The 18,496-nt window shown below is 60.0% G+C and carries 14 protein-coding genes and 1 pseudogene; 2 read left to right on the top strand and 13 right to left on the bottom strand.

Going from position 1 to position 18,496, the window contains the following annotated elements; translation table 11 throughout:
• Window positions 1-343 precede the first annotated feature (343 nt).
• The 5 genes from J2W17_RS07290 to treP all read right to left on the bottom strand — a co-directional run bounded on the left by J2W17_RS07290 (window position 344) and on the right by treP (window position 7,773).
• Window positions 344-634 (bottom strand): PTS transporter subunit EIIB, encoded by a 291-nt coding sequence (locus J2W17_RS07290; RefSeq protein ID WP_307331501.1) that lies wholly within the window; start codon window positions 632-634, stop codon window positions 344-346.
• On the bottom strand, window positions 627-3,179 hold the full coding sequence (gene ptsP, locus J2W17_RS07285; protein ID WP_307331498.1) for a phosphoenolpyruvate--protein phosphotransferase: 2,553 nt from the start codon (window positions 3,177-3,179) through the stop codon (window positions 627-629). The genes J2W17_RS07290 and ptsP overlap by 8 nt, the downstream gene beginning before the upstream one ends.
• A 58-nt stretch (window positions 3,180-3,237) precedes the next feature.
• The gene (locus J2W17_RS07280; protein ID WP_307332388.1) at window positions 3,238-4,473 is read right to left on the bottom strand and encodes a maltoporin; all 1,236 of its coding nucleotides are present in this window, start codon (window positions 4,471-4,473) and stop codon (window positions 3,238-3,240) included.
• Window positions 4,474-4,566: 93 nt separating this feature from the next.
• On the bottom strand, window positions 4,567-6,213 hold the full coding sequence (treC, locus tag J2W17_RS07275) for an alpha,alpha-phosphotrehalase (protein WP_307331495.1): 1,647 nt from the start codon (window positions 6,211-6,213) through the stop codon (window positions 4,567-4,569).
• 117 nt (window positions 6,214-6,330) lie between these two features.
• Complete coding sequence (gene treP, locus J2W17_RS07270) at window positions 6,331-7,773, bottom strand: PTS system trehalose-specific EIIBC component (protein WP_307331491.1); 1,443 nt, start codon at window positions 7,771-7,773, stop codon at window positions 6,331-6,333.
• Window positions 7,774-8,012: 239 nt separating this feature from the next.
• On the opposite strand from treP, the gene treR reads away from it, so the two are divergent.
• Window positions 8,013-8,717 (top strand): trehalose operon repressor, encoded by a 705-nt coding sequence (gene treR, locus J2W17_RS07265; protein WP_307331487.1) that lies wholly within the window; start codon window positions 8,013-8,015, stop codon window positions 8,715-8,717.
• A gap of 10 nt (window positions 8,718-8,727) precedes the next feature.
• On the opposite strand, the gene J2W17_RS07260 is transcribed toward treR, so the two are convergent.
• From J2W17_RS07260 to J2W17_RS07225, 8 genes and pseudogenes are all read right to left on the bottom strand, one after another.
• The gene (locus J2W17_RS07260) at window positions 8,728-9,246 is read right to left on the bottom strand and encodes a helix-turn-helix transcriptional regulator (protein WP_307331485.1); all 519 of its coding nucleotides are present in this window, start codon (window positions 9,244-9,246) and stop codon (window positions 8,728-8,730) included.
• 4 nt (window positions 9,247-9,250) lie between these two features.
• On the bottom strand, window positions 9,251-9,529 hold the full coding sequence (locus tag J2W17_RS07255) for a hypothetical protein (protein ID WP_307331482.1): 279 nt from the start codon (window positions 9,527-9,529) through the stop codon (window positions 9,251-9,253).
• 416 nt (window positions 9,530-9,945) lie between these two features.
• Window positions 9,946-10,503 carry a hypothetical protein gene (locus J2W17_RS07250; RefSeq protein WP_307331479.1) on the bottom strand — a complete coding sequence of 186 codons (558 nt, stop codon included), beginning with the start codon at window positions 10,501-10,503 and terminating at the stop codon, window positions 9,946-9,948.
• Between the two features lie 344 nt (window positions 10,504-10,847).
• Window positions 10,848-12,425: a glutamine-hydrolyzing GMP synthase gene (gene guaA, locus J2W17_RS07245; protein ID WP_064679546.1), complete on the bottom strand. Its 1,578-nt coding sequence runs from the start codon at window positions 12,423-12,425 to the stop codon at window positions 10,848-10,850.
• Window positions 12,426-12,524: 99 nt separating this feature from the next.
• Window positions 12,525-13,994, bottom strand: coding sequence for an IMP dehydrogenase (guaB, locus tag J2W17_RS07240; protein ID WP_307331474.1), 1,470 nt, complete (start codon window positions 13,992-13,994; stop codon window positions 12,525-12,527).
• A 264-nt stretch (window positions 13,995-14,258) separates the two neighbouring features.
• A pseudogene (locus J2W17_RS07235) lies at window positions 14,259-14,806 on the bottom strand (sugar ABC transporter ATPase).
• A gap of 186 nt (window positions 14,807-14,992) precedes the next feature.
• Window positions 14,993-15,760: a sulfite exporter TauE/SafE family protein gene (locus tag J2W17_RS07230; RefSeq protein WP_307331470.1), complete on the bottom strand. Its 768-nt coding sequence runs from the start codon at window positions 15,758-15,760 to the stop codon at window positions 14,993-14,995.
• A 70-nt stretch (window positions 15,761-15,830) separates the two neighbouring features.
• Complete coding sequence (locus J2W17_RS07225) at window positions 15,831-16,778, bottom strand: IS110 family transposase (protein ID WP_307331467.1); 948 nt, start codon at window positions 16,776-16,778, stop codon at window positions 15,831-15,833.
• A 338-nt stretch (window positions 16,779-17,116) separates the two neighbouring features.
• Between J2W17_RS07225 and xseA the strand changes: the two genes are divergently transcribed.
• Window positions 17,117-18,496 carry an exodeoxyribonuclease VII large subunit gene (gene xseA / locus J2W17_RS07220; protein WP_307331464.1) on the top strand — a complete coding sequence of 460 codons (1,380 nt, stop codon included), beginning with the start codon at window positions 17,117-17,119 and terminating at the stop codon, window positions 18,494-18,496.

Below are 18,496 nucleotides of genomic sequence, written 5' to 3'. Positions count from 1 at the left end.
AACTCAACTACCTCACGTATCAGCGACAGGCCCGGGGCCTGTAAAAGGCGAATACGATACACCTGCGGATGAGAAACAGTAAGGGTGGCGCGGCGACTGGTCACAGTGAACCATGGCCTGAGCACCGCGTCAGTGGTGAGGAGGCTTGCCCTAATGCCGTTCAGTTAAGGAAATTGTGGGAGCGAGCTTGCTCCGGGCGGCGTTCCGACGATGGACTCAAGAGCGCCGCGTTTAATCAGCAAACACGCGTTATCGTTAACGAACATCGCGAGCAAGCTCGCTCCTACAGTGCCTCATACGTATCTGTGGCGAGGGAGCTTGCTCCCTCGCCACAGGGGATCGGTTATGACTTCAGGCCGGTGATCAGATGCACGACACCGCCGTCCAACGTCATCACCCCCGGTATCCCCGCCGCCGTCAACGCCTGCCGATCCACCCGCGCCACATCCCGCAACTCCACCCGAACCCGGGTCAGCGCCACGGCCTTGTGCGACTTGAGGTTATCCACACCGCCCAACGCCGCGACGACGTTCGCCGCCAACCCGGCAACCGGCTGCGCCGCCACCTTGGGCTCATCCACCACCAGATCCGGGGTCAACGCCTTCCAGAATGCCTGCTGCATTTTCTCAAACATGTCCGTTCTCCAGAACCTGTGAAGTATCGACCGTTGCCTCGTGGTACAAGCGCAGTGCCTCGCGCACCTGCTCGGCGCTGTCCAGGCCCAGCACTTGCTGGGCGATGGCCTGGCAGTCCACCAGGTCCACTTCGCGAACCGCGGCCTTGATCGCCGGAATCAACGGCACGCTCACCGACAGTTCGTCCACCCCAAGGCCCAGCAACAACGGCACCGCCAGTGTTTCGGACGCCATGGCCCCGCACACACCGACCCATTTGCCATGGGCATGGGCGGCCTTGACGGTACTGGCGATCAGGCGCAGCACCGACGGATGGAAGCTATCGGCCTGAGCGGCCAGGCGTGGGTGATCGCGGTCCATGGCCAGCGTGTACTGGGTCAGATCGTTGGTACCGACCGAGAAGAAATCCACCTCCGGCGCAAACAGGTCGGCCATCAGTGCCGCAGCCGGCACTTCGATCATGATCCCCAGCTTCGGCAGTTCAGCGTGACCCGCTGCCAGCGCCTCTTCCTCAAGCAGCTGCCGGGCCAGTCGCAGTTCCGATAGCTGCGTGACCATCGGTAGCATGATGTGCAATTGCGCCAGCCCTGCGCAGGCCAGGATGGCCTTGAATTGATCGCGCAACAGCTGCGGACGCTCCAGGCACAAACGAATGCCGCGCATGCCGAGGAACGGGTTGGTTTCACTGTCCATCGGCACGTAGGCCAGAGGCTTGTCGCCACCAACATCCAGGGTGCGCACCACCAGGCTGCGTGACGGCCCCAGGGCACGCGCGATGGCACTGTAGGTTGCGGCCTGTTCCTCATCGCTCGGCGCGTGGTTGCGATCCAGGTACAGAAACTCCGAACGCAACAGGCCGACGCCCTCGCCGCCCAGGGTCATGGCCTGCTCGGTCTCACCCAGCGAGGCGACGTTGGCCGTGACTTCGACGTGATGTCCATCACGGGTACAGGCGGCCAGCGTTGCGTGTGCCAAAACATGCTGATGGCGTTGCTCCTGACGCTGCCGATCGACCTGCTGCTGTTCGATGGCCGCCAGTTCCGGGTCCAGGTGCAGCTCGCCCTTGTCGGCGTCGAGCAACACCAGGCTGCCGTTCCTCAGCGAGAGTACTTGAGCAGGCAAGCCGCAAATCGCCGGTAAACCGGCAGCCCGGGCGAGAATCGCGACGTGACTGGTGGCACCACCACCGACCGTGGCGAACCCCAGGACCTTGCGGGTATCGAGCGCGGCGGTCTGGGACGGCGTCAGTTGATCGGCGATCAGAATTGCCCCTTCGGGCAGCTCGATCACTTGATCCTGCACGCCGAGGATCAGCTTAAGCACCCGCTGGCAGACATCCACCAGGTCCGCCGCCCGCTCGGCCAGCAATGCACTGCCCAGGCCCTTGAACAAGGCTGCCGTCGCCTCGGTCGCTGCGCGCCAGGCAAACGCCGCGCTCTTCCCTTGGCTGATCAGCGCATCGGTCTGATCCAGCAGGCTCGGGTCTTCGAGCAATTCCTGATGGGCCTTGAAGATTTCTGCCTGGGCATCCCCGGTAGCCTTGTCCCGCAAAAGCTGCAAAGCCAGATCCGCCTGGGCCAAGGCACGTGAGAGCTGCTCGCGCTCAACCTGCGGCCCCCTGCCGGGCTCGCTCACCTCAAGCCGCTGTTCGGCGACCTGCACCACCTGACCAAAGGCCGACCCCGGTGACGCACACACGCCGCGCAACACTTTCAACGATGAAGGCTCCAGCGCCTCGACTTGCGCCGGCACCGACACCGACACCGTTTCCCCGCAGCCAGCGGTCAGCAATGCCTCCAGCGTAGCAATCGCTTTCTCGGCATCCTGGCCCGCCGCACTGACTTGCACGATGTCGCCAAAAGCCGTCTGCAACGCCATGATTGCCACCAGGGATTTGGCGTTGGCGCTTTCCTGCTGTTTATGCAGGTAGATGCTCGCCGAAAAACCTTTGGCCGCCTGGGCGAACACTGCGGCGGGACGGGCATGCAAGCCATTCGGATTGGCCAGCGTCACAGGTTTGGAGAACAGCGCGTCGCCCTCTACCGGCGCTGGCTCATCGGCTATCCGTTCGACCTGTTCGACGCAACGCAAGCTCAGCAGCGGCTGGCCTCCTTCTACCATGCCGGTTTCCGGCGATAACCATGTAAAGGGCTCGCCGCTGACCACCAGCATCAAGGTCAACAAACTGCGGGCGTGCAAGGCGATGTAATCGGCATCGAATTCGATCAGGGCCTGCCCCGCCTCAACCCGCTGGCCTTCCTCCACCAACCGGGTAAAACCCTGGCCGGCCAGGTTCACGGTGTCGAGCCCGATGTGCATCAATACCTGCACGCCATTGTCGTCGGTGATGCCAACGGCGTGCCCGCTGGCCTGTACATTGCTGACCACTCCGGTCAAGGGTGCGTACAGGGTTTGCGAGGTTGGATCGATGCACAGGCCGTCGCCAATCACGCGACTCGAGAATACCGGGTCCGGCACCAGGTCCAGCGGCATCAGCACGCCGGACAAAGGTGCCAGCAGTTGCAATTGTTGGGGTGTGGCCATGACGTCACCTGTTGTTTTGTTCTTTATAAAAAGACTAGCGATTGCGGGTAGGCGGCGTTCAGTTCCACCAGTACTCGACCTGCAATCCGACATTCGCACCGTGTCGCGCCGTGCCAAAGGCGCCGGTGTCCGACAACGCAGACCCTTTCGCCAGCTCATTGGCCGCTCGTTGGGCCGCCTGGTTCCAGCTGGCATAGGTGTAATACACCCGCACTTCGGGCCGCGCCCAGAATTCCGGCCCCTTGGGCGACCAGGTCGGGGCGAAGGTGAACTTGCTCAGCTTGCGCGTACCGCCCGTGGCTTCCACCTGATCGTGCCCCAGTTCGGTCACCAGTTTGAACTGCTCGGTGAGGGCATAGGCGGGACGAACACCGAGGGACATCCAGTTCTGATCCCTGCCATCCGGACGCACATCCTTCTGGTAAACGGCCTGGACCTGACCGCCAAACCGCGGCGTTACTTGCCAGTCGAAGAACTCCACCACACGGTAGCTCTTGTTGCTGTCGTCGAGCTTCACGTTACCGGTATAGCCCAACCCGGTGCCGGGGCCCTCGCCGTACTGGAAGGCCAGCTTGTTCTTGCCGCCCAGAAAACCCTGCTGCACATGCTGGGTGGTGATTGCCCAGCCACGGTGTGCGCCACGACTGTCAGGTTTGTCGATGTAGCTCAGGCCGAACTCCAGTTCACCGCCGGGGTTGGTGTCGAAGCCGGCGACATTGAAATCGTGGCGGTTGATGTAGTCCTTCTGGTACAGGTTGTCCTTGCGCGAGAAGGCGTAGCTGTATTTCAGGTCGCCGATCAACACGTCCTCGATACCGCCGCCGGTCGCGCTCTGGTTCCAATAGTAGAAGTCTGAAATATGGATATCGTTGCGCTTGTAATACCGTCGACCGGCCCACAGCGAACCACCGTTCAGGCTGGGCATGTTCGACCATTGCGCATACAACTGCGGCATGCGCACCGAACCGGTATCGCCCTTGAATGTCAGGTGGCGGTCGTACTTGTTATACAGCGAGGCCATGCCGTCGACGCTGAGCACCGAACCATCGTCCAGGGTGAACAGATCCTGGCGCAACTCCAGCTCCCCATATTGCTCACATTCGTTACCCAGCCGATATTTCGTTTGTGCACCCGGCAATTGGAAGCAGGATTGCGAACTGCTGTTGACCGACGTACCGACGCCGCTGCGCAAGTAACCGCCAAACTCCAGCGCCTGGGCTGAAAGAGGCAAAGCCAGGCATGCAAACGCGAGCGCAAGACTGCGATTTATTTTTGTTTTCAATATCCACCCCATTATTTTTATTTTGTGCAGCACAAAATCGACGCGCAAAAATCCCCCGCGCAGTGTTCTGCGTGTTTTTTAAAACCGGTGTTGTCTAGTGGTCGGTCAGTCGGTCAGATGCAAAACCAGCGACTCATAAGGCCGCAAACAGACCTGCCGATTTCGCGGCGGACAGTCCGGGTAGTTGCTGATGACCAGACGCTGGGCCATCGCCTCGCTGATCACCTCATCCGGCAACAGGACTTCGCAGGGGGTGCCGTAGAAGTTATTCAGCACCAGCAAGCGCTCACCCTGACCTTCACGCACATACGCCCAGAGTTGCGGGTGCTCCGGCAACAGTTGCCGGTACACGCCATCGGATATCAACGCTTCGGTGCGACGCAGCGCGATCAGCCGACGGTAGTGATGCAGCACGGAGTCCGGGTCATCCAGTTGGGTGGCGACGTTGATCTGTGCCGAGTTGGCCGGCACGCCGATCCACGGCTCGGCAGCACTGAAGCCTGCGTTCGGCCCGGCGCTCCAGTGCATCGGCGTACGACCGTTGTCCCGGGACTTCTGCATGATCGCCGCCATGTTGTCGGCGTCACTGGCACCCGCCTCGCGCTTGAGCCGGAAGATGTTCAGCGTCTCGACATCGCGGTACTGATCGATATGATCGAAACCCGGATTGGTCATGCCCAGCTCTTCGCCCTGATACACGAAGGGCGTGCCCTGGAGGAAATGCAGCGCGGTGCCGAGCATCTTCGCCGACATCACCCGGTATTCGCCGTCATGGCCAAAACGCGAGACCACCCGCGGCTGGTCGTGGTTACACCAGAACAGCGCATTCCAGCCACCACCGGCCTGCATGCCGGTCTGCCAGTCGGAGAGGATGCGCTTGAGTTCGAGGAAGTCGAAGTCGGCGCGAATCCATTTCTGCAGGTTCGGATAATCGACCTTCAGGTGATGGAAGTTGAACGTCATCGACAGCTCTTTCGACTCTGGCCGGGAATAGTGAATGCAGTGTTCCAGGCTGGTGGACGACATCTCGCCGACGTTGATCAGGTCATGACCTTCGAACACTTCGCGGTGCATCTGCTGCAGGTATTCATGGACGTTCGGGCCGTCGGTGTAGAAGCGTCGACCGTCGCTGTCGTCGTCGGGGAAATCCGCCGGTTTCGAGATCAGGTTGATCACGTCCAGGCGGAAACCACCGACGCCCTTGTCCCGCCAGAAACGCATCATCTTGAATACTTCGGCGCGTACGTTGGGGTTGTCCCAGTTCAGGTCGGCCTGGGTGTGGTCGAACAGGTGCAGGAAGTACTGTCCGGTCTGCGCCTCGTACTCCCAGGCCGAACCGCCGAACTTGGATTCCCACCGGTTCGGCTGGTCGCGCCAGATGTAGAAGTCGCGGTACGGGTTGTCGAGGCTGCTGCGGGCCTGCTGGAACCAGCTGTGCTCGATGGAGGTGTGATTGACGACGATATCGAGCATCAGCTTGATCCCGCGCTTGCCGGCCTCGGCAATCAACAACTCGCAATCGGCCATGGTCCCGTAGCTCGGATCGATGGCGTAGTAGTCACTGATGTCGTAGCCGTTGTCGCGCTGGGGCGAACGCAGGAACGGCGTGATCCAAAGGCAATCGACACCCAGCCAGTGCAGGTAGTCGAGCTTGGCCACGACACCGAGCAAATCACCCGTGGGGTTGCCGGCGTGGCTGTGGAAGCTTTTCGGATAGATCTGGTAGATCACCGAACGTTGCCAGTCTTGCATGGCGCTATTCCTTGAGTAAGTTTTGTATCGGCCTTGAGGGCCTCTTCGCTGGCAAGCCGGCTCCTACAGGTGATCGCGTTCCCCTGTGGGAGCGGGCTTGCCCGCGATAGCGATCTGTCAGGCAACCCGATACCCCGGCCGAACGATCTTCACGCTCAACCCACAGGTCAAAACAAACGGCACAACCACGGCAATCACCATCCCGATCACGAACATCGGAATGAACTGCGGAATGATCGAGATAAAACCCGGCAACCCGCCAACGCCGATCGCCGAGGCCTGAACCTTGTTCATCGACAGGAAGATGCACCCCAGGCCCGAGCCGATCAGCGCCGCGTAAAACGGAAATTTGTAGCGCAGGTTGACCCCGAACATGGCCGGTTCGGTGATGCCGAAGTAAGCGGAGATCGCCGAAGTCGAGGCCATGCTCTTGTCCCGCACATTCCGGGTCATGTAGAACACCGCCAGCGCCGCGCTGCCCTGGGCGAGGTTGGACATGACGATCATCGGCCAGATGAACGTGCCGCCCTGGGTGGAGATCAGCTGCAAGTCGACCGCGAGAAACATGTGGTGCATGCCGGTGATCACCAGCGGCGCGTAGAGCAGGCCGAAGATCGTGCCGCCGACCATCGGCGCCAGGTCGAACAGCATGACCACGCCTTCGGTGATGAGGATGCCCAGGTGTCGCGTCACCGGGCCGATCACCGCCAGCGCCAGCGCGCCGGTGACGACGATGGTGGTGATCGGCACCACCAGCAATTGCACCGCGTTCGGCACCCGCGCCCGCAGCCATTTCTCGATGACGCTCATGACATAGGCGGCCAGCAGGATGGGCAGGATCTGCCCCTGATAGCCGACCTTCTCGATCTGGAACACGCCAAGGATGTCGAAATACGGCAGGCTCTGCCCTTCCAGCCCGGCCACCGCCTTGCCGTAGTTCCAGGCGTTGAGCAGGTCCGGATGCACCAGCATCAGACCGAGCACGATGCCGAGGATTTCGCTGCCGCCGAACCGCTTGGCCGCCGACCAGCCCACCAGCGCCGGGAGGAACACGAACGAGGTGTTGGCCATCAGGTTGATCAGGCTCCAGAGCCCTTCAAGCCTGGGGTAGGCGTCCAGCAGGGTCTGGCCCTCGATGAACATGCCCCTGGCGCCGATCAGGTTGTTGACGCCCATCAGCAGGCCGGCAATGATCAGCGCCGGCAGGATCGGCATGAACACATCGGAAAACACCCGCACCAGCCGTTGCATGGCGTTGATCTTGTCGGCGCTTTTCTGTTTGACGTCAGCGATGGTTGAGGCCGCGAGACCGGTTTGACGGCGCAATTCGGCGTAGACCTTTTCCACCTCGCCGGGACCGATGACCACCTGGAACAGCCCCCCGGTAAAGAACGACCCCTTGACCAGGTCAATCTGGTTCAGCGTGGCGCTGTTGACCAGGCTCGGGTCCTTGAGGGCCAGGCGCAGCCGTGTGACACAGTGCGCGGCCTGCTCGAGGTTGTCGCTGCCGCCGAGGCTGTGCAGCAGCTCGGTGACGATGTTCGGATAGTCGTGGCTCATGCTTGATCTTCCGCTGTAGTTTTTTGTTATTGGCAGCACGCCGAGATGAAAAGTACTCGTCTATACGAGTTAAAGCAACAACTCGTACAGACGAGTTTCAATTTGTTTAAAATCTCCCAATCCCGTAGACGATGAAATTTCCTACACCCATATGGGAAGAAATCCAAACCTGCATGGACAATTCCCTACCCCGCCCTTAAGGTTCAAACCCTTGAGCATTGCGGCATAGAGCCATCCCCATGAGTAAATACAACCAGATCTATAGCGATCTGCTTGCCAGTATCACCACCGAACGTCTGGAACGCGGCGCCCGTTTGCCTTCCGAAACCGAACTGATGGACAGTTACCAGGCCAGTCGCGGCACCGTGCGCAAGGCCATCGAACAACTTCAGGAGCGCGGTTTCGCCCAAAAGGTCCACGGCAAAGGCACCTTCGTGCTGTCGACCAACCCGATCGAATTTCAGCTCGGGGGCATCGTCAGCTTCCAGGAGACCTACCCGCGACTGGGCAACGACGTCAGCACCGAAGTGGTGGAGTTCACGCAGTTCCCGCTTGAAGGTGCGCTGCTGGAACACATCCAGGCTGAAGCAGGCAGCCTGATTGTCAGGATCAAACGCGTGCGGCGGATCGACGGCAAACGGGTGATCCTCGACATCAACCATTTCGTCAGCGAGGTGATTCCCGGCCTGTCCAGGGACATCGCCGAGCACTCGATCTACGCCTTCATCGAGCAGACCCTGCAGCTGCAAATCGCCTACGCCCAGCGCACCATCGAAGCGGTGCCGCGGAGCAAGGATGATCAGCAACACCTGGACCTGGATGGCCAGAGCCATGTGATCGTGGTCAGCAACCAGACGTTTTTGCAGGATGGCAGGCAGTTCGAGTACACCGAATCGCGGCATACCCTGGACAAGTTCTACTTTTCCGATGTGGCCCGGCGCTGAAAGGGGGACGTCAGACCAGGGCCTGCCACTCGGCGCCCAAGGCGACAACCCGGCGCGATTCCTTGGCGAGATTGACGCTTTGCGCGATACGGGCAACCTCGATTACCGGTTGTTCGAGGTGGTAGCCGCCCTTGGCATCCAGCCAGCTCAGCACCTCAGCCAGGTGCCAGACCGATGCCTTGCCTTCATGCACGGCCAACGGAAAGCTGTTGCCATGAGTGAGCATGAGTTTGCGCATGTTCTGCCGCGAAACGCCGACGATGTCGGCAATGTCCGTCAGGCCGACGAAGTCGGGTGCCACCTCCACCAGGCGAGCGTCAGGGATGATGCGCTTGACGTCCACCAGCGCGCTCAACAACGCCGCTTCGGCAGTCACGGCCTCGCGGGTGAACGCCAATGCCAGGCGGCCGGGCAATCCGACACCGACCAATGCGTCATCGCATCCTTCGGCGTACAACCGTTCGATCAACACGTCAGGATCGCTATCGCACTGCGCTAATTGATACTTGAGGGTGAAGATGTAGTCCATTGAATTACTCCTTGAGTCGAGGTGCCGACGTCCCGTCCATCACCTGCTGCGTCGTACAGTTATCGACCACCCGCCGCAGTGCCCTCGCATGGTTGAAAGGGTTTCTCGGCGTGCTGCACACACTGGTGATGCAGAATTCGCCACAGCGACAAAGGTCATGCCTGAAAGGGCAGTAGATCTTTCCCCAGGCGTGACTACCGCCGACTTCTACTCGCCAGCCTCGCGCTTCGGCGTGACGCAGGGCCATTTCGATTTCTTTTTTCGGGTGAGATGCACGAGCCATCCATAGCCTCCAGTCTCCGCAGAATTCGAACAGTTGTCAACTGACAACCATGAAGAACCATCTACCCCTGCCATTCGAACTGCAGCAACAGTCGTGACAGGCTGGGAAGGTGCCAAAGAGAGTACAGACGAGGCTGAGAATGGGGGATGACTCATGTCTTTCAGGGCATTGCCAAGGTATGTTTTCTTTCACGTCATCCGGCCTCATGCCGAATGTTTGCCTGACCAAAAAAACAGAACCCCGACCTGAGCCGGGGTTTGGTTTATCGTTAACGTCCGGGTTGCCGGAGCACCCGCGCGGGATCATGCGGCGGGGTCATCAGCGGTGTTCATCAGTCGTGATGTGAACAAAATCGCCGAGCGCGTCGATGAAACCCCCTCAAACTCAGCCTTTGCCTCTCCAGGATCCCTGCGCGGTCAGTTTGTGCCGGCATCTTTTTTTGGAGCGCCAATGGTTTTGCGTTCACCCGTTGCGGAGACTTCGTACACGTTCATGACCCAAGTGTCGGCGATCACGGTTTCAACCAGGTAATTCTTCTTGGCTTGCGGCGTGAATTGCTGCGCAACAGGCTGCTCCTTGTCGAACGGCGTAGGCATGGGAATACCATTAAAGGTAAACGGTTTGTCCTTGACCTCCCCTTGCACGTACACCGTTTTGTCCGCCTCGACCAGCTGACTGATGCTGTCAGTACCACCGGCGATCTTCTTCAGATAAGCCGGTACGCGCTTGAAGTAAGCAGAGTCATAAACCCGCTCACCCGCGCTCACAAATCCAGTATTGGCATACCCGTACATGTAACTGACAGGACGATCTCCCTCGCCACCTATGGTACGGAAAGTCACGCTGGCTTGATGGTCATTCATGGCCAGTGGAACTACCGGTTCTGAAGTAAGATCACCCGCTTGACGGCTGCTACAGCCGGCCATGACAAGAGCGAAAGTGATTGCTAATGGAAACGCCAAAGAAGTTTTCATTCGATCCCTGAATCATCTATAAGAAGGCCAGTATAGAGCCATCTGCAGAGCGGAAGTTCCCTGTACGCTGGGGCGCTCATGGACATGGAGAATGTGATGCAGCCTGGTGCGCGCCGTGCCGGGGCGTGATTGCCTCGACTGGAACGTGCCCGGTGCCGGGGTGATGGCTGCAGCGAATTTCAGCGTTCTCGATACCATGTCGGCATTCCTTATCCGGGACATGGTATCGAGGTAGCTCTCTCACAGACGTGCGATGTGCGCCATTGAAAACGCCATTGATTACGTAGTAAACATCACTATCTATTCTTATTTTTACAATAAAATCAAATAGTTGCGAATCAACCTCACTCCCACTCAATGGTCGCCGGCGGCTTGCTCGACACGTCATAAGTAACGCGGGAGATGCCTTCGATTTCATTGATGATCCGGCCGGAAACAGTTTCCAGCAGCTCGTAAGGCAGGTGAGCCCAACGCGCGGTCATGAAGTCGATGGTTTCCACGGCACGCAGGGCCACGACCCAGGCGTAACGACGGCCATCGCCAACCACGCCAACCGATTTCACCGGCTGGAACACCACGAAGGCCTGGCTGACCTTGTGGTACCAGTCGGCCTTGCGCAGTTCTTCGATGAAGATGTGGTCGGCGCGACGCAGCAGGTCGGCGTATTCCTTCTTCACTTCACCGAGGATCCGCACACCCAGGCCCGGGCCCGGGAACGGGTGACGGTAGACCATGTCGTACGGCAGGCCGAGTTCCAGGCCCAGACGACGGACTTCGTCCTTGAACAGCTCGCGCAGCGGTTCTACCAGCTTGAGGTTCATTTCTTCCGGCAGGCCACCCACGTTGTGGTGCGACTTGATCACGTGGGCCTTGCCGCTTTTGGCGCCAGCCGACTCGATCACGTCCGGGTAGATGGTGCCTTGGGCGAGGTACTTGATGTTGTCCAGTTTGTTGGACTGGGCATCGAAGACGTCGATGAAGGTACGGCCGATGATCTTGCGCTTCTTCTCCGGGTCGGACTCGCCGGCCAGGTTGTTCAGGAACTGATCTTCAGCGTTGGCGCGGATCACCTTGACGCCCATGTTCTCGGCGAACATGGCCATCACTTGCTCGCCTTCGTGCAGACGCAGCAGGCCGTTGTCGACGAAGACGCAGGTCAGCTGGTCGCCGATGGCTTTGTGCAGCAGCGCGGCAACCACCGAGGAGTCAACGCCGCCGGACAGGCCGAGCAAGACGTTGTCGGTGCCGACCTGGGCGCGAATGTTGGCGATGGCGTCTTCAGCGATCTTCGACGGCGTCCACAGCGCTTCGCAGCCGCAGATGTCGAGGATGAAACGCGAGAGGATGCGACCGCCCTGCTTGGTGTGGGTCACTTCCGGGTGGAACTGCACGCCGTAATAGCCGCGGGCATCGTTGAACATGCCGGCAATCGGGCAGCTCGGGGTGCTGGCCAGGATGTGGAAGTCTTCCGGCATCTTGGTGACCTTGTCACCGTGGCTCATCCACACGTCGAGGCCGAACAGGCCGTCGGCGTCGATGTGGTCTTCGATGCCGTCGAGCAGACGGCTCTTGCCGACCACGTCGACACGGGCGTAACCGAACTCACGCAGCTCGGAACCTTCGACCTTGCCACCCAGCTGTTCAGCCATGGTCTGCATGCCGTAGCAGATACCGAAGACCGGTACGCCCAGGTCGAACACCGCTTGCGGGCAGCGCGGGCTGTCGGCGACGTGCACGGACTCGGGGCCGCCGGCGAGAATGACGCCTTTTGGAGCGAATTCGCGAATCGCTTCGTCATCCATGTCGAACGGATGCAGTTCGCAGTACACGCCGATTTCACGCACCCGGCGGGCGATCAGCTGGGTGTACTGGGAACCGAAGTCGAGGATCAGGATGCGGTGGGCGTGAATGTCGAGGGCCATGATTCAGTCTCGTCTTAATTATTCAGAAACAGTCGTGATTCAGAAACAACTCGGGGCTGAATAGAACAGCCCCGGTTGCTTAACGATTTGCTTGAAGCCTCAACCTACGCGGTAGTTTGGCGCTTCCTTGGTGATCTGTACGTCGTGGACGTGGGACTCGGCCATGCCGGCACCGGTGATCCGCACGAACTCGGGCTTGGTGCGCATTTCTTCGATGTCGGCGCTGCCGGTGTAGCCCATCGAGGAACGCAGGCCGCCCATCAGCTGATGGATGATCGCACTCAGGCTGCCCTTGTACGGAACACGCCCTTCGATGCCTTCCGGAACCAGCTTCTCGGCACCCGCGGAGGAGTCCTGGAAGTAACGGTCGGAGGAACCCTGGGCCTGGGACATGGCGCCCAGCGAACCCATGCCGCGATAAGCCTTGTACGAACGCCCCTGGAACAGTTCGATCTCGCCTGGCGCTTCTTCGGTACCGGCGAACATCGAGCCCATCATCACGCAGGAAGCACCGGCCACGATGGCCTTGGACAGGTCACCGGAGAACCGGATGCCGCCGTCGGCGATCAACGGCACGCCTGTGCCTTCAAGGGCAGCGGCGACGTTGGCGATGGCACTGATTTGCGGCACGCCGACACCGGCGACGATACGGGTGGTGCAGATCGAGCCCGGGCCGATACCGACCTTGACTGCATCGGCGCCGGCATCGGCCAGGGCCTTGGCGGCAGCGCCGGTGGCGATGTTGCCGCCGATGACCTGCACGTCAGGGAAGTTCTGCTTGACCCAGCGCACGCGGTCGATCACGCCTTTGGAGTGGCCGTGAGCGGTGTCGACCACCACCACGTCAACGCCGGCGCTGACCAGGGCAGCGACGCGATCACCGGTGTCTTTGCCGGTACCGACTGCAGCACCTACGCGCAGACGACCTTGATCGTCCTTGCTGGCCAGCGGGTATGCCTTGGCTTTTTCGATGTCGTTGACGGTCATCATGCCTTTGAGGGCGAATTTGTCGTCGACGATCAGCACGCGTTCGATGCGGTGTTTGTGCAACAGCTCGCGAACATCGTTCTTGTCGGCGCCTTCCTTGACCGTGACCAGGCGCTCTTTCGGCGTCATCACGTCACGGACAGTGGCTTCCAGACGGTTTTCGAAACGCACGTCACGGGAAGTGACGATGCCGACCAGGTCGCCGTTGTGCAACACCGGAACACCGGAGATGTTGTGCTGGCGGGTCAGTTCGAACAGTTCACGCACCGTGGCGTCAGCCTCGATGGTGATCGGGTCCTTGACCACGCCGGCTTCATAACGCTTGACCTTGCGCACTTCGGCAGCTTGCTGCTCGATGGTCATGTTCTTGTGGATGATGCCGATGCCACCTTCCTGAGCCATGGCAATTGCCAGACGGGCTTCAGTGACGGTGTCCATGGCGGCAGAAACCAGAGGAATATTCAGCTCGATGCCACGGGTAAGGCGGGTCTTGAGACTGACTTCGTTAGGAAGCACCTCGGAATAACCGGGCACTAGGAGAATGTCGTCGAATGTCAGAGCTTCTTGGCTGATACGCAGCATCGCGGGGGCTCCCGAGCGGGAAAATGGAAGCGCGCCATTATAGTCAGACACCCCCTCGGGTTCAATGTAAAACTCTGGCTAATATCAATACGGTGATCGACGGGGGATTTTGAGAGCTTCGCTGCGGTGCGACGATTCGACAAGCCAGCTCCAGGTTTTGCGGTGATCCTGTAGGAGCTGGCTTGCCAGCGAAGGTCGTTAACGATAACGCGCCCAACCTGATTGAACGCGCAGCCTTGAGGTTCTTCGCGAGCGAGCTTGCTCCTACAGCTCGACCTTAACCCAACTGACGGGCTGGTCGAGCCAATCGGCAAACTCGTCGATAAAGCTCTTCTTGAACCCGGCCTCGGCCCAATTGTTGAAAATGAACCCCAGGTTGGAAAAGCCGCATTCCTGCAGGAACAGGAAGCCGTTGATGTCGTCTTCATGCCCGCACTCGGGGCAGGTGAAGTTATCGGTGCGCCCTGCATCCAGTCTTCCAGGCTTTCGAACAACGCTTCACCGACTTCCTTGCGGCACTCGGCGCAGCCGGCTTCTTCGAGGAAGCCCTTGGCTGGCGTATAGATGCAGCGCTTGGTGATGATCTCCAGGCCATTGACCGGCTCGCCGAACGGCAGGGCTTGCGGATGCAGCACCACGGCGCGGGCACCATCGGCGATGGCGTGGGCCATGCGGTTGCCGGTACGGCCACAGGTGGTCAGTTCTTCCTTGATGATGTTCTTGCGCACCAGCCAACGCACGACCGCCCGGGCCCGGGGTTCGTGTACCGGCAGCGTGGAAATTTTCGGGACGATGATGCTTTGGGAATTCATGGTGCAAGCCTGCTGCGTCAAATGGGATGTTCTGCGGCGCGCTGCCTGACGCCTTCGCGGGCAAGCCTCGCTCCTACAGGTCTTATGTCGTTTGATGAATTTGAGAACGACACGAGACCTGTAGGAGCGAGGCTTGCCCGCGAAGGCGTCAGGACGGCCGGCAGCTTAATCCCTGAGGAAATCCGGTCAAGTGCTCAAATACCGCCCGATCAAGGCAATCCCGCTGGCCAGCACCAACCAGGTCACCAGCCGCACGAACGCCTCGCGAGACAATCTCATGGTCAACCGCCGACCGATCCACAGCCCCACTGCCATGGCCGGCAACAAACACAGCGCCAGTACCAACAAGGGTAGCTCGGCATACACACCTGCGACGGCAAACAGGCTCAAACGCACCACGGTGCTGCAACTGATCAGCGCGCTCTGCGTCGCCCTCGCTGCGTCCTTGGGCAGCCGGCTATTCAAATAGATCGCATATAAAAAGCCGCCACTGCCGAACAACGCCCCGAACATTCCACCCACCGTGCCCATCGGCACGGCCCAGGCGGCGGACAGTTGCGTCGGACGGGTTTTGACCCACAGGCTGTAAACGGCATAGGCGCTGATAAACAGCCCCATCAACAACAGCAACAGATCGGAGTGCAGGTTCAGCAGGAAAATCACCCCCAAGGTGCAACCCACCGCCATGCAGGGCAACAAGCGCAGTAACTCGGGCCTGGCCACATCCCGTCGCGAAGGCAGCAGATTGCCAAACGCAGCGACGAAATCCAGCAGCACCAATAACGGCACGATCTTCGACAGGGGCATGAACAGGATCAGGATCGGCCCTGCCACCAGGGCGGTACCGAATCCGGCGATACCGAACACGATATAGGCCAGGGCGATGCCCAGGCCGATCACCAGCCAGTCGGTGACGCCGAAGGGCCATTGATTCAACAGTTCAAACACGTGCATTCCAGATCTTCCTTGAATTCAGCGCCTGACTGTACCCCTTGTGGGAAATTCTATGGTTGAGGGGAAGCCTTCAACCGGCTTTAGGTTGGTATTCGCTCTGTCCTTTCAGTAGAGCGAATACTATCCGAGCAAGCTTGCGAGCCAGTATCACCAGCGCCTGAGTAGTGCTGAAACCTCGAGCTCTTTGCTCTTCATAAAAGCCTTTCCAGGCTGGCGTACGGCTGGCCGACATGGCTGCGTTGTGCAGAAGCCGGCGAGCTTCCGGGTCACCTCGCTTGGTCAAGCTCCGGCGACCGTCTTTTTGCCCTGACTTCGACACCCTCAAATCCATTCCCAGAAAGGCAATAAAAGCATCTGCGTTTCTGAAGTCGCCTCGCTGAAACGCTGTGAGTAAGCGGGCTCCGGTTAGAAATCCAATGCCTTCAACTTTCAGGCAACGCTTCAACTGACCGAGCAAACCGGCTTCTTTCAGATGATCATTAATCGTCTTTTCGACCAGCGTTTCAAGCCGCTGCATGGCTTTCACTTGCGCGGCGAAAGCAGATTTCAGCAGCGGCTCATTCGCCCAGCTTTGCACCAAGCCGACCCGCGCTTGAACCAAGGCTGCGCGACGACGAAAAAGACTCAAGAGCCGGCGGTACAACGGTGATGGCGGGGTCCAAGGATGAAGATCATCACCTTCGTTTTTCAGATAGCGGGCGAGCAGTCTGGCATCCAACGCATCGGTTTTGGCGCGGATATTCACCCCTTTGCGGTAATGGCTGAGTTCATAGCCACCCACCATGTAAATCACGCAGCCGGCCTCATAGGCCAGATCGGCGAACTCCAGGTGATAGATGTTGGTCGACTCAATGGCTACCGCGACTGTCCCCGACAAGGCTTTCAACCACTGCTTGATCGCTGCCTTGTTGTTGGGAATCTCTTCTAGCCGGTCAAGTTCGGCGTGATAGATCACCAGTTCATTCTTGGCGACATCCACGCCTACGATCGGCTTTGTGACAGAAACCGGCATTGCCATTGGATTTCCTCCGGGATATGGTTTTGAGCACTTGAAGGGCTCACCCAGAGGCGCAGGCTTGTTCCTATCGTCGGTCTAGCCAGATGCATTCTTTATCGGCGCTTGGGTGAAAGGAGGAGGGGCGAAATCTCCCACGGATCTGTACTGCGTCAACAGTCAGAATCGGGCTTTGTCCCTCCTCCTCCCTTCAAGTCCTAGCATACAAGCGGGCTTGCTCGCGAAGGTGTGTCAGCCAGATCAGTGTCAACTGACACACCTTCGCGAGCAACCTCGCTCCTACATAGGGATTTTTGTTGATGCATGGAGATTGTTCGCCGAATGCCTTTAAACTGCGCCCCATGATTAAAGATCCCTTTGCAAGACTCGGCCTGGACCGGGAAGTCCTGACTGTCAGCCAGCTCAACGGCCGTGCGCGGGTGTTGCTCGAAGACGTGTTCAGCAACATCTGGGTCGAAGGCGAAATCTCCAACCTCGCCCGCCCGGCGTCCGGCCATGTGTATTTCACCCTCAAGGACAGCGGCGCCCAGGTGCGTTGCGCGCTGTTCCGGCAGAACGCGGCACGGGTGCGCCAGGCGTTGAAGGACGGCCTCGCGGTCAAGGTGCGCGGCAAGGTCTCGCTGTTCGAGGGCCGCGGCGACTATCAACTGATCCTCGACACCGTGGAGCCGGCCGGCGATGGCGCCCTGCGCCTGGCCTTCGATGCGCTGAAGGAAAAGCTCAGCGCCGAAGGCCTGTTCAGTGCCGAGCGCAAAGTGCCGCTGCCGGCGCATCCGCAACGCATCGGCATCATCAGTTCGCCCACAGGCGCTGTGATCCGCGACATCATCAGTGTGTTCCGCCGCCGCGCGCCGCAGGTGCAGCTGACGCTGATCCCCACCGCCGTACAAGGTCGCGAAGCCACCGCGCAGATTGTCCGCGCGCTGAAACTGGCGGATGCCCGTGGCTTCGACGCGCTGATCCTGGCCCGTGGCGGCGGTTCGCTGGAAGACCTCTGGTGTTTCAACGAAGAAGCCGTGGCGCGGGCCGTGGACGCCTGTGTGACACCGATTGTCAGCGCCGTCGGCCATGAAACCGACGTGTCGATCAGTGACTTCGTGGCCGACGTGCGCGCCCCGACGCCCTCCGCCGCCGCCGAACTGCTGGCGCCGGACTCCAGCGACCTGGTGCGCCGGGTCGAGAGCCTGCATCGACGGCTGGTGATGCGTATCCGTGACCGCTTGATGCGTGATCGGCTGCGCCTGGAAGGCATGTCCCGCCGACTGCGTCATCCCGGCGAACGCCTGCGTCAGCAAGCGCAGCGCCTGGACGACCTGGACATGCGCATGCGCCGCGCCTTCGAGCGCAGCCTCAACACCCGTCGTGAACGCCTTATTCGTCTGGAAACCCGCCTGGCCGGGCAACATCCCGGTCGGCAGCTGGCGATGCTTCGCCAACGCCTCGACAACTTTGCCGAACGCCTGCCCCGGGCCATGCGCGAAGGCCTCAAGAGCCGCCGCCTGCAACTGCAAAGCCAGATGCAGACGTTGCATGTGGTCAGCCCGCTGGCAACCCTCAGCCGTGGCTACAGCATTTTGCTGGACGAGCGCGGCAACGCGATCCGCACCGCCGCGCAAACCCACACTGGCCAGCGCCTGAAAGCCAGACTGGGCGAAGGCGAACTGCAGGTGCGGGTCGAAGACAATCACCTGACGCCCGTCACCCTCTCTCTACTGGATTGA

Origin of the sequence: Pseudomonas lini (assembly GCF_030812475.1) — a bacterium.
Taxonomy (GTDB): domain Bacteria; phylum Pseudomonadota; class Gammaproteobacteria; order Pseudomonadales; family Pseudomonadaceae; genus Aquipseudomonas; species Aquipseudomonas lini_A.
The sequence above is the reverse complement of the archived record's forward strand: the minus strand, read 5'-3'. Positions and strand labels throughout refer to the sequence as shown.

Bases quoted from the DNA above. Each gene is read 5' to 3' on its own strand.
- J2W17_RS07290 (WP_307331501.1), bottom strand. From the start codon at position 634: ATGTTTGAGAAAATGCAGCAGGCATTCTGGAAGGCGTTGACCCCGGAT.
- ptsP (WP_307331498.1), bottom strand. From the start codon at position 3,179: ATGGCCACACCCCAACAATTGCAACTGCTGGCACCTTTGTCCGGCGTG.
- J2W17_RS07280 (WP_307332388.1), bottom strand. From the start codon at position 4,473: ATGGGGTGGATATTGAAAACAAAAATAAATCGCAGTCTTGCGCTCGCG.
- treC (WP_307331495.1), bottom strand. From the start codon at position 6,213: ATGCAAGACTGGCAACGTTCGGTGATCTACCAGATCTATCCGAAAAGC.
- treP (WP_307331491.1), bottom strand. From the start codon at position 7,773: ATGAGCCACGACTATCCGAACATCGTCACCGAGCTGCTGCACAGCCTC.
- treR (WP_307331487.1), top strand. From the start codon at position 8,013: ATGAGTAAATACAACCAGATCTATAGCGATCTGCTTGCCAGTATCACC.
- J2W17_RS07260 (WP_307331485.1), bottom strand. From the start codon at position 9,246: ATGGACTACATCTTCACCCTCAAGTATCAATTAGCGCAGTGCGATAGC.
- J2W17_RS07255 (WP_307331482.1), bottom strand. From the start codon at position 9,529: ATGGCTCGTGCATCTCACCCGAAAAAAGAAATCGAAATGGCCCTGCGT.
- J2W17_RS07250 (WP_307331479.1), bottom strand. From the start codon at position 10,503: ATGAAAACTTCTTTGGCGTTTCCATTAGCAATCACTTTCGCTCTTGTC.
- guaA (WP_064679546.1), bottom strand. From the start codon at position 12,425: ATGGCCCTCGACATTCACGCCCACCGCATCCTGATCCTCGACTTCGGT.
- guaB (WP_307331474.1), bottom strand. From the start codon at position 13,994: ATGCTGCGTATCAGCCAAGAAGCTCTGACATTCGACGACATTCTCCTA.
- J2W17_RS07230 (WP_307331470.1), bottom strand. From the start codon at position 15,760: ATGCACGTGTTTGAACTGTTGAATCAATGGCCCTTCGGCGTCACCGAC.
- J2W17_RS07225 (WP_307331467.1), bottom strand. From the start codon at position 16,778: ATGGCAATGCCGGTTTCTGTCACAAAGCCGATCGTAGGCGTGGATGTC.
- xseA (WP_307331464.1), top strand. From the start codon at position 17,117: ATGATTAAAGATCCCTTTGCAAGACTCGGCCTGGACCGGGAAGTCCTG.